The 13,094-nt window shown below is 58.8% G+C and carries 13 protein-coding genes; 5 read left to right on the top strand and 8 right to left on the bottom strand.

What is annotated here, in order from left to right; translation table 11 throughout:
- The first annotated feature begins 8 nt into the window (after positions 1-8).
- Genes VAE57_RS13895 through VAE57_RS13875 form a run of 5 tightly spaced genes read left to right on the top strand, consistent with a single transcriptional unit; the run spans position 9 to position 4,551 of the window.
- Entirely contained in the window at positions 9-983 is a 975-nt protein-coding gene (locus tag VAE57_RS13895) for a DUF4129 domain-containing protein (protein ID WP_322822468.1), read from the top strand.
- Positions 967-2,112, top strand: a complete 1,146-nt coding sequence (locus VAE57_RS13890) for a DUF4350 domain-containing protein (protein WP_322822467.1) — start codon at positions 967-969, stop codon at positions 2,110-2,112. The genes VAE57_RS13895 and VAE57_RS13890 overlap by 17 nt, the downstream gene beginning before the upstream one ends.
- A 38-nt stretch (positions 2,113-2,150) precedes the next feature.
- Positions 2,151-3,101: a hypothetical protein gene (locus tag VAE57_RS13885; protein ID WP_322822466.1), complete on the top strand. Its 951-nt coding sequence runs from the start codon at positions 2,151-2,153 to the stop codon at positions 3,099-3,101.
- Positions 3,102-3,121: 20 nt separating this feature from the next.
- On the top strand, positions 3,122-3,886 hold the full coding sequence (gene argB / locus VAE57_RS13880) for an acetylglutamate kinase (protein WP_322822465.1): 765 nt from the start codon (positions 3,122-3,124) through the stop codon (positions 3,884-3,886).
- Positions 3,883-4,551 (top strand): Crp/Fnr family transcriptional regulator, encoded by a 669-nt coding sequence (locus tag VAE57_RS13875; RefSeq protein WP_322822464.1) that lies wholly within the window; start codon positions 3,883-3,885, stop codon positions 4,549-4,551. The genes argB and VAE57_RS13875 overlap by 4 nt, the downstream gene beginning before the upstream one ends.
- A gap of 236 nt (positions 4,552-4,787) precedes the next feature.
- On the opposite strand, the gene VAE57_RS13870 is transcribed toward VAE57_RS13875, so the two are convergent.
- The 8 genes from VAE57_RS13870 to VAE57_RS13835 form a co-directional block, all read right to left on the bottom strand.
- Positions 4,788-6,686 (bottom strand): BatA and WFA domain-containing protein, encoded by a 1,899-nt coding sequence (locus tag VAE57_RS13870; RefSeq protein ID WP_322822463.1) that lies wholly within the window; start codon positions 6,684-6,686, stop codon positions 4,788-4,790.
- 5 nt (positions 6,687-6,691) lie between these two features.
- On the bottom strand, positions 6,692-7,219 hold the full coding sequence (locus tag VAE57_RS13865; RefSeq protein ID WP_322822462.1) for a DUF402 domain-containing protein: 528 nt from the start codon (positions 7,217-7,219) through the stop codon (positions 6,692-6,694).
- On the bottom strand, positions 7,216-8,091 hold the full coding sequence (locus tag VAE57_RS13860; protein WP_322822461.1) for a DUF58 domain-containing protein: 876 nt from the start codon (positions 8,089-8,091) through the stop codon (positions 7,216-7,218). Before VAE57_RS13860 ends, VAE57_RS13865 begins: the two co-directional genes overlap by 4 nt.
- Complete coding sequence (locus VAE57_RS13855) at positions 8,091-9,092, bottom strand: MoxR family ATPase (RefSeq protein ID WP_322822460.1); 1,002 nt, start codon at positions 9,090-9,092, stop codon at positions 8,091-8,093. Before VAE57_RS13855 ends, VAE57_RS13860 begins: the two co-directional genes overlap by 1 nt.
- Before the next feature lie 12 nt (positions 9,093-9,104).
- Positions 9,105-10,775: a hypothetical protein gene (locus VAE57_RS13850; protein WP_322822459.1), complete on the bottom strand. Its 1,671-nt coding sequence runs from the start codon at positions 10,773-10,775 to the stop codon at positions 9,105-9,107.
- 301 nt (positions 10,776-11,076) lie between these two features.
- Entirely contained in the window at positions 11,077-11,505 is a 429-nt protein-coding gene (locus tag VAE57_RS13845) for a zinc ribbon domain-containing protein (RefSeq protein ID WP_322822458.1), read from the bottom strand.
- Between the two features lie 439 nt (positions 11,506-11,944).
- The gene (locus tag VAE57_RS13840; protein WP_322822457.1) at positions 11,945-12,439 is read right to left on the bottom strand and encodes a hypothetical protein; all 495 of its coding nucleotides are present in this window, start codon (positions 12,437-12,439) and stop codon (positions 11,945-11,947) included.
- A gap of 53 nt (positions 12,440-12,492) precedes the next feature.
- A partial coding sequence (locus VAE57_RS13835) for a tetratricopeptide repeat protein (protein ID WP_322822456.1) occupies positions 12,493-13,094 on the bottom strand: 602 nt, incomplete at its 5' end.

Genomic DNA, 13,094 nt, shown 5'->3' with positions numbered 1-13,094 from the left:
TAGAAATAATGAGGTTTCGATTAAGCCTGATGGGTTGCTGGCTGATGATCTGGTTGATCTGGTTACCGGACGTATCTGCGCAGCCGGTTGAGGTGTCTCTCACCGAGTACGACCGTCTATTGCGGGCTGCTTACACTGCGGCCCAGCGAGGCGATCTGCTTGAGGTGAGGGCACTGGCGGATGAGCTTATAGCAATCCGTCAGGTACGTATGCCTGATGGTCAGATCGCGCCGGTCGATCAGTCGTGGCTGGCCGAGATGCTGGCCCAACCGACACCCGATCTGCCGCGTATCACTGCCCGGCTGGGAGCCTTGATTGATGCGTTGGAACCGACCGGCAGCGCGGTCGCTGCCGATGCCTTGCAGCATTGGGAAGCAGTCTTTAACGAGCCACCGTTTAACCACAGTCAATCCGAGAGCTGGCTTACCCGCTTCCTCAACTGGTTATTCGAGCGTCTCGCCGATCTCTTGCCTGATCTACCTGATGTACCAGCAGCCCCGGTTGCCGGCGATGGCTCACCGATCAGCGGGATTGTCTGGGCGACGCTCGCAGTGATAGCATTGCTGTTCGGTGGTTTACTCTTATTTTGGATACGCGGCGTCCGTCGGGTATTTCAGCCGGTTACTACAGCGGCCAGCCCGACAACCGATCCGGTTACCTTTGCCGAAGCACAGCGCATGGCCGAGGCTGCCCGGCAGGCAGGAGACCTGCGTAATGCGGTGCGTTATCTCTATCTGGCGGTGCTGCTCTGGCTGGATGATCAGAAGATTCTGCCGTATCAGCCCTCACTCACCAATCGCGAGCATCTTCAACGTCTGCAAGACTGGCCGGCGCTACGCGATCAACTGCTGACATTGATGACTACGTTTGAAAAGACCTGGTACGGTTTTCAAGCCATTGATGAAGCTACCTTTGCCGGATATGAACAACAGGCCACATCACTGCTCAGACAGGTGAGGTCATCCAATGAAGCTGCGTCTTGAATTGGTGCTGTTGCTTGTGCTCATTATCGGCCTCGGCGCGATCGCGGCGTATTATGCTGATCAGCGCGGTCAACAGGGAGCAGGGATACGCACAACATCATTCAGTAGCAGTGACGATGGTGCGCTGGCGCTGTACCGCTGGCTAGAGCGGATTGTTCCCGGTCGAGTGGATCGATTGGCGTACCGCCCCTTTGCCTTGAGTGCTGCTGAAGGGATGCTATTCGTGTTGGGACCAACTGAACGTTACGAACCGGCCCAGGTAGCCGTCGTAACCGAATGGGTACGAGAAGGTGGTGTGCTGGTAATGGCCGATAGCCGCCCGTCACCACGTAGCACCCTTGCTCCCTTGCTGGAAGCGTTTGATCTCGAATTGAAGATAATTGCGCTGACATCCACCGCTACCCCTGTGCATCCAGCACTGGGTTCACCGCCGCTTACAACGTTACCGGTTCACACAGCGGTTGCTATCGCGAGTACGGCACCGCAGCCGGCACTGGCACCACTGGCCGTTGCCGACACCCATCCAATCGTTGCCGGCCAGCGTTTTGGCGATGGCTACGTGATTGTAGTTTCCAGTCTGTACCCATTTACCAATGACGGGTTACGCCAGCCGGAATCGGCAGCGTTCATGCTCAATCTCTTGCGCTGGCTGCCACCCGGTCAGAAGATCGTGTTTGATGAATTTCACCACGGCTTCGTCCCCAACGCCGATCTGCGCTCGTTACTGCTGAACCATCCGTTTGGATGGGCTATCCTCTACGGCGGGGCTGTCATCGGCTTGTACATCCTGGCCGGGAGTCGGCGGTTTGTGCGTCCATTGCCCTTGCGGAGTGAAACGGCACGCCGGAGTAGTGTTGAATACATCGACAGCATTGCCGGTATGCTGCGCCGTACCAGACAAATCTCCTATGCAGCCGAACACTACTATCACACGCTGCGGCGCCGCCTCGGTCAGTCTTACGGGATACCGCTCACCCTCGATGATGCGGCCTTTGTCGATCAACTGGCAACTATTCGCCCGGCTGATCGGCAGCAAATCCTTCGTCTCCTCACCGACCTGCGCCGCCCCGATCTCGACGAGGCCGGTCTGCTCCGCCTGGTGGCTGAGGGGGATCAATTGATCAGGTAACTAACAAGGGCAGCGTATTATCAATTGCGGAGCAGCCTATGCGAAGTACCTTACGCTCAACACTCGACGAGGTAATGATCCTGCTCGATGCGGGTGTTGCACTCTACCGACGGCACCTGGCCCGCTTTCTGGTGCTAGCCGGCCTCTTTAGTCTGCCGGCGATGGTCGCTACATTTAATCTGTTGTTGACCATAGACGATATTGCTGAGGCCGGTATCGAAGAACTCTTGCTGCTGGGTTTCAGTCTGTTTCTGACCTCGCTGCTCATGATCCCCCCCCTGACACGAGCGACACGGATTGTGCTTGAGGACGAAGTGCCATCGCTGCGCAGCGTACTCTGGCACTGGCCCCGCCTGGATCGCTGGTTGCTCGCTACTGCCTACGGTGGCTGCCTGATCCCGGTATGGTTGATGCTCTTTTCAACGGTCTCTGGCATTCTGTTCGGCATGTGTTGTGGTGTAATCGGCTTTGTCGCATATGCCGTTATCTTTGCCAGTGTAATGGCGAACACCGCGCTTGGTTTTTGGTTGTTACCGGTTTTGATCATCGCTACGCTGATCGTTTATCTGCTGTATATCGTCTTTATGGGTGCCGGTCTGATGGCGACTCTGTACAATGTACAACCATTGCTCGATGACACCATTCCCCTGGCAGAGGGATTCCGGCTATCGTGGAGTCTGCTCTTGGCACGTATCGGGTATAATCTGCTCGTCTTCGTGTGTGCGGCGCTGATCTTCAGTGTGGTTTCTTTGATTGTGACCATTGCGATGGCTGTGTTGTTGCCCGCACCGTTTGGCCTGATCCTCGGTGCCAGTCATCCGTTGACGCGCGGGTTGAGTGCAGTGGCCTGGGTGATTGGTTTGGCCGTAGCAATGCCGCTCTTGCCGATCTGGAGTACTCTGCATTATCGATGGCGTTTGAACAGGTACAAGGGCCGCGATTTGGCTCGACAAATACAACAGGCGGGTCTGGTTGAGAAAGCATTCTAGTAGTACAGGTATATGTCTCTATGACAACAATCAGTGTGATCAAGGTCAGTGGCCACGAATTGGATGACCCCACCTTCCTCAGCGGCCTGACAGCGGCGCTGCGTGCGTTTCAGCAACCGCTCGTCCTCGTCCACGGTGGTGGCAAAGAGATTAGTGCGGCAGTCGAACGGGCCGGTTTGCAGATTGAGTTTGTTGATGGCATGCGCGTGACATCGCCAGTAGTGATGGACATTATGCAGATGGTGGTCTGCGGTACCATCAATAAGCGGATCGTCACGGCGCTGGTGAATGCCGGAGTCAAAGCGATAGGACTAAGCGGTCTCGATCTGGGGTTGCTGCGCTGTGAACCATACCGCCCGGCAGGGCGCGATCTCGGACGTGTCGGGGAGGTAACCGCAGTTGATGGTACGGCATTGCGTCATCTGTTGGCTCTGGGCTGGATGCCGGTGATTGCCCCGGTTGCGCTGGGGGCCACTGATGGTCTCAGCTACAACGTCAATGCCGATATGGTTGCCGAAGCGGTGGCTGGTGCGCTGGCGGGGGCTGAACTGGTCTTCGTCAGTAATGTTCCTGGCGTACTGGTTGATGGCAACGTCGTACCGGCTCTCACCCCGGCGGCGGTCGAGGAATTGATTACGACGGGGGTCATCTCTGGCGGGATGATCCCAAAAGTACGTGCGGCATTAGCAGCGCTCCAACGCGGCGCTAGCAGTGTACGCATCGTCAATCTGGCCGGTCTGCACGATGGCGGTACTCGTTTTACCCACGGAGAATTGTCTGAATGAGTGACACACACGATGTCCTCTCGCTCTTTCACGATCTGGGGCCGGCTGCACGGGCAGGCTTGACTGCGCTGTTGCAGGTCGCCTCGTACCCGTCCGGGCATATCTTTCACCTACCGAATGAAGCCGGCAAGCACGTGTTTTTCTTGCAGCAGGGACGGGTGCGGATTTACAAGGTGTCGCCTGAAGGAAGAGTGCTTACACTACTGGTACTGCATCCACCCGGTCTGTTTGGTGAAATGGCCCTGATCGGGGCCGGGGTGCATGACACGTGTGCCGAGGCGATGACCGATTGTACCGTGGCCCGCATCGAGCGGGAAGCACTACGCAATTTTCTCGGTCGCTACCCTGCCGCAGCGATTGATCTGATGGAATTGATGGGGTCTCGCCTGCGCACGATGGAGCAACGCCTGGCCGATATTGCCTTCAAAAGCGTACCCCAACGTCTGGCCGCACTCTTACTTGATCTGGCCGGTGATCCGACGGATGATACTGCACCGATGAAGATCGTTCGCTATACCCACCAGCAACTGGCCGAGATGATCGGTGCCTATCGAGAGACAGTGACCAAAGCCCTGGGTGATATGCGTGAAGCGAATCTGATTCAGGTTATCGACGATGCCATCATTCTGACCGACCTGGCTCAATTGCGTCGGCTGGCGTCGTGAGTCATCGCTCGTGCTTTGGACGTACAGGGTAGTCATTGCCGGCGGTTGGGATGAACTGGCGGATTGAAGGGCGGCGGGTTTATCGTTCGGCAGGTTCGTAGATCGGCGGGTAACGCCCTGCCTCACGACGTGGAAGGCCGGAGGGCTGGCCTGGCAGTGGCTCGTGCTACCCCCAGGCCCCGGAGGGGTTTACCCATCTTCAGGTAAGGCTTTAGCTCGCCTGAACCCGGTCTCACTTAAGCCGTCCGTCGCCGCCAGCGCTCGCGGAGCATGGTGAGCGTATTGCGTTGATAGTAGAGCCATTCGATCAACAGTACGATCAACGCGACCAACGCCAGCCAGCGCCAGATTTCCTGCCGGCCATCTCGTTCACGAACGACCGTACTCTGTGCACCGCTGATCTGGGGAATGGCAAGATCGCGGCGCGGTTCGATCCGCGATTCATTCGGTGCAAAGAGATTGACCGCGAAGCGACGACTGGCAATGACTTCATTTCCACGCCGCTCCTCTAGCGTATACACGCCGGGGATGTCAGTATTGGTGTAAAAGGTTTGATTCGTCTGCACCTGCACCTGGTCGTCGCGTGAGCTAACGACGCGCCCATCCGGGCGGATAATCCGAACCTCTTCGATACTCGGATCAACCGGCGCCACAATCGGTTGCCCGGTGGTCAGTTGGACGCCACTCACCGGTAAGAGATACTCGATCATGTTCGAGAGGAGTAACGGGAAGGCGATGTTGAGCGGCAGGTCTGACAGGTGCAGGTCAAAGGCCAGCACCACAATTCGCCGCCCCTCGCGCTCTCCGGCCAGCAGCAGCGGGCCGCCATCGCTATCAACAATAACCCGCGCCCATGTGCCGGGAACAATGCGCGGTGCGCGCAAGATGTTGACGTCGTTCAAACGCACGTTGCGCAAGAGAGGGTCTTCAAGCGACGCTGGCCGAATGAGCGGAAAGTCAAATTCGCCGGTGATCGAAAAGAGGTCTGTGCTCTGGAGAGGGCCGATAAAGAGCAGGTTGCCCGGTGGCAGTTCGGCGGGCGTGACTCCGTCAAAGATGGTGAGCGGGATTTCTGCCGCACTCTCCGGGAAGGTGGTAGTCGTTGTGGGCGTCTTCACGACCTCGATACCGGGCAGCAGGGAGAGGCCGGTTTCAAGGAAGCGATTGCCGTCGCTAACCAGCCGCACGCGCACTGTTTCGCGTTGTGGGCTAACGGCAAAGGCGCGATCATCAACCGGCAAGGCATCACCGTTTTCGTCAAGCCGTGCCTCAACGACCGTGACGGTAGACGGGATGGGCTGGGTCAGGCTCTGCTCACGACCCGGATCAAAGGTCAGGTCAATCGCAAAATCGAGCCGACCATCCAGATAGATCGATAGCCGCCGGGTCACCGGACTATCACCGTAGTTTGTCGCCTGGACGAACAGGGTTTGCTCGAAGGGGCCAGGCTGAAGCGCAATCGCGTTAATCGCCACATTATCGGTTGCCCGGCCAATCGGAAAGTACCGCACTCGTGCCGGGACGCGCAAGCCATCAGGGAGAGTGACATTCCCGTCGGAAATGATCGCTACTTCGCTATCGGGTTCACGGGCCGCGAGCGCCGATGCCAAAGTGAGCGCCTGGGTCAAGTCGGATTGATTGCTGTAGCTGGGTTGAATCTGTTCAATGACCCGACGTAGCTCACGACGGTCGTTTGAGGAAGCGATAGGTGCTTCCATCTGACCGCCAACCGTAATAATCGTAGCCCGGCCATTATCGGGAAGCTGGTCGATCAATGCGATAGCCTGGCGACGGGCTGCTTCCAGGCGTGTTGGTGGTTCATCGGTCGCCAGCATGCTGGTCGAGCGGTCGAAGATGATAATCAGGTTTGAACCACTGATACCGGTTACGGGCAGAAAGGGACGGGCCAGGGCCAGCACCAGCAAGAGCATCAGCAGCAATTGCAAGAGCAAGAGCAGATTCCGGCGCAGTTTCTGCCACGGTGCATTGGCTTCGATGTCACGCACCATCCGCTGCCAGAGGAAGGTAGACGAAATCACACGTTCTTCCCGGCGTAACTTGAGCAGATACATGGCCACAATGATCGGACCAACAATTGCTGCACTGATTAACGCTAATGGTGCCAGAAACGACATAGACCTTACCTGTTCGGATTGGAATGCGGCCTGCACGCCGTGCTACCGTGATCTGTGATCGGCGTATCAGGAGTGAACGGCGTCTCGCCACGGGCAATCAGATCACGCAATTCAGCCAGTGCTGCACGCAGCGCAGCATCGGCATTCGGATCGGTTTGGGCAATCCCCCGTGCTTCGTATTCACCCAGATCGGTCAGTTCGACGTGCCGGCGGTCGGCACTGACGATCAGGTCGATCTCTAAATCTTCGGTTTCGATGGTGGTGCCGTCAATACGGGCGGGACGGGCCATATTGCAGTACCAGCCGCGCGTTGTGCCGTTGGGCTGCTGTACACGGAAGATGTTATACCAGCGATTGGTATAAAACGTCTCGATCATCACATCTCCCGGCTCGATACTGAACAGACCGAGATCGACTCTCCCCAACCGCCACTCGGCCCGCACGGTCACACTCTGATCATCGCAGGCGATCACAGTCGCCGGATAGCGGATGATCTGACCCTTTGCCGGTTTGATCAGGCGCACTTCAATCATCGCACAATACCAGCTCGTCGTAGTTGGGCGAAGACAAACTCTTCGATCGGCACGGCCGTATTGACCGGCACATAGCGGATGCCACGGCCGCTGCAAAAGGTCTCGATTTCGTGTTGCCAGTCGCGCAAGGTGTCACGGTAACGCTGAAGCACATCGAGATCGGCACTGATTTCAACCGCCGGCCCCCCTTCGCTATCAACCAGGCGAATATCGCCTTCAATCGGGGGATCAATCTCTTGTGGCGACAGGATGTGCATAATGGTTATCTCGAATGGACGTGCCGTCAGTGTCCGCAACGCATCGCGCCAGCCTGGGTCAAACAGGTCGGAACAGAGCAAGAGCGGCCCGGCACTCCGTACGGTCTGGAGATAGTTGCGGCAGAACTGGGTCAGGTTGGTCGTACTACCGGCTTCCAGCCGCTGCAAAAACTCAAACAGGGTTACCGCACCGCGCTTGCCACGAATACCACTCACCGCCGCCGGAGGGCCACCAAACGCAGTAACATTTACCCGGTCAAGATTATTCAGGGCAATGTAGCCGAAGGTTGCGGCAATCTGGCAGGCATAATGCAGTTTCTCCGGATCGCCCCAGGCCATGCTGCGACTGGTATCTACCAGCAAATGGACATTCAGCTCCTCTTCGGCCACGAACAGTTTCAGGTAGAACCGTTCGGCCCGGGCGTAGAGATTCCAGTCGATCTGCCGGATGTCATCGCCGGTCGTGTAGGGGCGAAAATCGGCAAACTCAACCGACGAGCCGCGTTTGGGGCTACGGCGTTCACCTTGCAGATCACCCGCCATCGCCCGCCGGGTTTGCAGCGCCAGCCGATCTAACTTGCGCAAAAAAGCGGTTGTCAGCAACGGCCCGGCCATCACTCTTCCTTCACCGCTTCCAGAACCCCCTTCACCACGTCATCAGGGCTGACGCCTTCGGCCTGGGCCTCGAAGTTGAGCACCACCCGATGGCGGAGCGCTGGCAGCGCGGCCAGGCGCAGATCGCCAAAAGAGACGTTGTATCGTCCATCGAGCAAGGCCAGGATTTTACCGGCCAGAATCAGGGTCTGCATACCACGGGGCGAGGCACCGTAGCGCACATACTGCTTTGTAATCGCCGGTGCATCCTTACTCTCCGGGTGGGTAGCCGTAATCAGGCGGGCGGCATAGCTCAGGACGTGGCTGGCGATAGGAACAGTACGGGCCAGCTCCTGCATCTGGATAATCGTCGCACCATCGGCGACGTGGCGTGCCGTCGGCTGGCGCGCCCCAGTGGTACGTTGGGCGATCTCGACCAGTTCTGCCGCCGAGGGGAAGGCAACGTTAATCTTGAAGAAGAAGCGGTCGAGCTGCGCTTCCGGCAGTGGATAGGTACCTTCCATTTCGAGCGGGTTCTGCGTCGCCAGTACGAAAAACGGCTTCGGTAATTGGTGGATCGTCTTGGCAACGGTCACCGTGCGCTCCTGCATCGCTTCGAGCAGGGCCGATTGGGTTTTCGGGGTTGCCCGGTTAATCTCATCGGCCAGCACCAGATTGGCAAAGATCGGCCCCGGTTCAAAGCGGAACGCCTTATGACCGTGGGCATCTTCACTGATCAGCGTCGTCCCTACAATATCCGCCGGCATCAGGTCGGGCGTAAACTGGATACGCGAAAACTTACAATCGATCACATCGGCCAGTGTGCGCACCAGCGTGGTCTTCGCCAGGCCGGGCACGCCTTCGAGCAGCGCATTGCCGCCGGCCAACAGCGTAATGATAACCTGTCGGATCAGATCGTGTTGGCCGACAATCACCTGGGCAACTTCAGCTTCTATCTGCTGAGCACGCTGCCGAAATTCTTCCGGCGAGAGGGTTGTCGTGGCCTGGGGAGCAACGGTCATGCAGTTCTCCTTCTACGGTTCAAGGCGCGAGAAATACTCGCGGACGAGGTCTTGCAGATAGATCGGGACACTGCCCCGCTCAAGTGCTTCGGTAGCAGTGCGCTGATATTCGGGAAAGATCTGCTCGTAAGGTACGACGGATGGGTTATTTAGACCACTCTGCTGGCCCTGACCCGGTCGTATGTCACTACTGCCGCCACTTCCCTGCTGACCGGGAATAAAGTCGGGATCACCGGTCTGCCCGGATGGGCGGAAGGGCTGGTAGACCAGATCGCCATTACTGCCCTGCCCCTGCTGCGATGCGGGGCGATTGGGATCGACATTCCCCGGCACATTACTCTGTTGCTGACCGAGATTATCGGCGGTTGATCCACCACCCTGACCGGGCTGGCCTTGCTGACCCTGGCCAGGCTGGCCTTGCTGACCCTGACCGGGCTGTCCCTGGGCCTGACCCTGCTGATTCTGGCCCTGGCCTTGCTGGTTTTGACCGGCCTGTGCCTGCTGACCCTCGCCCTGCTGCGCCTGCTGGCTCTGACCCTGCTGCCCGGCCTGGGCAATCTGTTGACGGGCGGCCTGGGTGTTGGCAAGTGTTTGCTGAACGGCCCGTTGATCAGCGGCGGCATTTTGGGCATTAGCAACCTGCTGGCTGGCTTGCTGCAACGCCTGGGCTGCGGCCTGGGTATCACCACGTTCGAGGGCCTGAGCGGCATCTTGCAGGGCTTGTGCTGTTGCCGGATCGGCGGCGGCCAGTTGGGCAGCCTGCTGGGCCAGTTCCTGGGCGAGAGCTTCACGCTCAGCCGCGCTCATTTGATTGAGGCTATCGGCTAGATTTTCGAGCTGCTGACGTAACTGATCGAGGGTTGGGCGTGGTGTCGTCTGATTATTCGAGAGCTGCTCAAGCCGACGGGCCAGTTGTTCGAGCGCCGCCTGGCGCAGATCGGTTTGCGGATCAAGCTGCTGGCGGAGCCGCATTTCAGCCTGAGCAATATCGGCCAGGGCTTCCTGACGATCACCAGGATTTCGGGCCAGCTCCTCTTGCAACTGACGTAGAATCCGTTGTAGCTCTTCACGCTGCGCCGGCGTCAGATCTTCCCGATTCGCCAGTTCCTCTTCAAGCGCAGCCAGTTGCTGATTCACCTCTTCAATCATCTCGGCAACCGCTGCCCGTTCGGCCAGAACCCGATCCATCGGATTCGGCAGAGTTAACAGGGCAACCATTGCCAATGCCGGCAGCAATGCCCACAACAACGGTCGGCGCGGGATGGTCAACCGAATCTGGCGCGGATGCAGTTGTCTGACCAAAGCGCTGGCATCGGCCTGCTGGTAGGGGGCCAGCGGCGTATCGGCACCGGTTTCGTGCAGTTCAATCGCGGTGGAAAGGCGTTCACGCAGATTGAGCAGGAGATCGATGCGTTGCGCTGCCCGGCGCGGGGGAAGCGGTTTCAACAACACAAAGCCAATAATCCCCACCAGCCAGATCACCAGCGGCGTCAACGACCACCAGATCAGATGAGGAATCGGCGTTATCCAGCCGGCAGCAGCCACCAGCGCACCAACGGTCAAGGCCAGCCAGAGCGTGCGACTGGCCAACACCAGACCATCGTTAATCCGCAACTTTATGCTCAACGGGCGCAAATACCGGCGCAATACCTGATAGGGCAACGGATTGATTGCCTGCGTCATTGCCTGTCCTTCCTGCTACGGCGATAGGGTCATACCAGTATCGTACCACACACGTATGACGCCGCAGCCCCTGCGCCGGTTCCGTGGTTGGAATTCCTTTCCCACCTGGAGCATTCTCCCGGCTTGTCCTTCACCGGTTGCGCTATACAGAGCCTGGATGCCACTGCATTCTACCGGGTACCCGTTGTCAGGGAACCGTTCGCTTTATCTCCACCACTGTCGGGACGGTTAGACGGAACACCGGCAGCCGTTGCGAGCGGTTCACCGGCATCCGGCATCACCCTGATAGAAGTATTAACCGCTATTCTTCACGCCGCCAGACGTGGCGTTCAACCACCTGACGCACCAGTTCGCCACGTTCCCAGATTTCAACGACCCGTTGACTGATAATCGTGGTCGTCACACTGATCGGTGCCGGGACAGCCGGAGTCGTGATCGTTGGCGTGGTCACCGGCGTAATCGGGGCTGTCGTCGGCGTGCTCCCCATCCGGCGTCGGAGCCATGTCCGCCCGGCTTCAACGGCCAGCGTTGCCACACCGAGGGCCAGCGCTGTACCGAGTTGCCGTACCTGCGCCGGCGTCAGCGCCAGGGGAAAGGTGCGCGGGGCCAGCACTGCCTGATCACGCGGGGCCAGCGCATCGGGTTCGGTGAGCGCCGCGCCGCACGCGCCGCAGTACCGATTCTCAAGCGGGTTGCCATGGCGACAGGCCGGACAGATCCGTTCAACCATACGCTCACCTCGTCATCCGTGATGATCAATCGTCGGCAACACAGCAGCGACGTTTGTATGTCGCGGTGCTTGTATTATACCAACTTTACGCCGCAGTGGCAGGGAGCAGAAGCCACACTTCAGATGTCATAGAAGCATCTTGCTCCTGGAAGCGTGCGCCTCCGGCGCTCACACACCTGGCAACTACCCACTGTGCCTGCTTCCCGCCAGGTATCGCCACCCTGAACCAGTGTGCGACAGCGCAACCCATCCCGCACCGGTCATTCCCGCCCCCAGCGGGGGCGGGTGAGGGTGGGGGCATTACCCCGCCATGCACGTCAATCTTAACCGGCAACAGTATTCACGCCGGGCATGCAACGGAATGCACATTACAGGGAACGTATGACACCACCGTAGGGGCGGGTTTGGAACCCGCCCCTACCCGGCGTTCGTCTCGCTCCTACCGGCGCTCCCTTCGCCCCGCCACCCGCACCTGCACCACCGGTTTCGTTTCCGGTGAAATCTTCTCTGCAAGCTGCGGATCAGCCGCGAGCAGACGGCGCAGCAATTCGTCAGTGGATATATCCGGATCAGCGACCTCGATTCTGGCACCCTCAACCACAATCACCACAACATACGGGGTAGGAGCAGGTGGATGCGCCGATGCTTTATCGCGCTGCCTGACTCGTTCAGCGATAACACTAACAATAGGCGCAATAATCCCACCGATCATTGCCACCAGAATATCTTTATTGGCTGCGGCGCCTTCAGCAATCTGGCGAATCAGCTCGTAAACATCACCCCCCATGGCACCGGTGTACACCGGTTGTGAGTCGATTCCCCGACTGCGCAGATCGGCAAGAACCTGATCGGTAAAGGCACTGACAAACGCCGGATCGGGTCTGGTCGGATCGCTATCTACGAACTCAACCTGAACCGTAAGCTGATTGGACATATCAAAGCTCCTCGATCAATCACCAACCATCAGCGACGCCTGAGCGCCGGCAATCACTGCCGAACCAGATACAACCATCGTCGTCCGCGCAGCCGGGCACTGCGAAGCACTGGCATAGCCATGATCCTGGGCCAGAACAGCCCAAGCGCTGCACCGCCGGCAGCCAGCGCATACACTACAACGGGCGACAGAGCAACACTACCACGGGAAAACAGATTCAGGAACAGAAGCGTGACCAGCCAGCCGACCTGAACGCGCCAGAGCGTCCGCACTACGCCGGTTGCCTGCCGCCAGCGGAAATAGCCGATTGCACCGAGTACAAGCACCAAGCCGGCACCGACCAGAGCGATATGATCGGGCAGTACAAACCAGGTCAACACAGCGCAGGCCGCAGTCTCCCAGAGCGCTTTCCAGACCAGCCAGCGCCGTGAAGATAGCGTCCTGGCGGTCTCACGATGGCGGCGGCCCAGCACTTCGTCCTTAATCGCCAGCGCTGCTTCGTAGTAGCGGCGGGCGGTGGGGTAGTCGCCTTCGTTGGCAGCCAGCCGCCCCAGCTCGTGCAGGGTGACGGCGGTGGAGCGATGGCGGCGGCCCAGCACTTCGTCCTTAATCGCCAGCGCTGCTTCGTAGTAGCGGCGGGCGGTGGGGTAGTCGC

Origin of the sequence: Chloroflexus sp., from assembly GCF_034434295.1 — a bacterium.
GTDB lineage: Bacteria > Chloroflexota > Chloroflexia > Chloroflexales > Chloroflexaceae > Chloroflexus.
This window is presented reverse-complemented; position numbering and strand designations above follow the sequence as displayed.

Coding starts and splice junctions, on each gene's coding strand:
- VAE57_RS13895 (WP_322822468.1), top strand. CDS start 9: ATGAGGTTTCGATTAAGCCTGATGGGTTGCTGGCTGATGATCTGGTTG.
- VAE57_RS13890 (WP_322822467.1), top strand. CDS start 967: ATGAAGCTGCGTCTTGAATTGGTGCTGTTGCTTGTGCTCATTATCGGC.
- VAE57_RS13885 (WP_322822466.1), top strand. CDS start 2,151: ATGCGAAGTACCTTACGCTCAACACTCGACGAGGTAATGATCCTGCTC.
- argB (WP_322822465.1), top strand. CDS start 3,122: ATGACAACAATCAGTGTGATCAAGGTCAGTGGCCACGAATTGGATGAC.
- VAE57_RS13875 (WP_322822464.1), top strand. CDS start 3,883: ATGAGTGACACACACGATGTCCTCTCGCTCTTTCACGATCTGGGGCCG.
- VAE57_RS13870 (WP_322822463.1), bottom strand. CDS start 6,686: ATGTCGTTTCTGGCACCATTAGCGTTAATCAGTGCAGCAATTGTTGGT.
- VAE57_RS13865 (WP_322822462.1), bottom strand. CDS start 7,219: ATGATTGAAGTGCGCCTGATCAAACCGGCAAAGGGTCAGATCATCCGC.
- VAE57_RS13860 (WP_322822461.1), bottom strand. CDS start 8,091: ATGGCCGGGCCGTTGCTGACAACCGCTTTTTTGCGCAAGTTAGATCGG.
- VAE57_RS13855 (WP_322822460.1), bottom strand. CDS start 9,092: ATGACCGTTGCTCCCCAGGCCACGACAACCCTCTCGCCGGAAGAATTT.
- VAE57_RS13850 (WP_322822459.1), bottom strand. CDS start 10,775: ATGACGCAGGCAATCAATCCGTTGCCCTATCAGGTATTGCGCCGGTAT.
- VAE57_RS13845 (WP_322822458.1), bottom strand. CDS start 11,505: ATGGTTGAACGGATCTGTCCGGCCTGTCGCCATGGCAACCCGCTTGAG.
- VAE57_RS13840 (WP_322822457.1), bottom strand. CDS start 12,439: ATGTCCAATCAGCTTACGGTTCAGGTTGAGTTCGTAGATAGCGATCCG.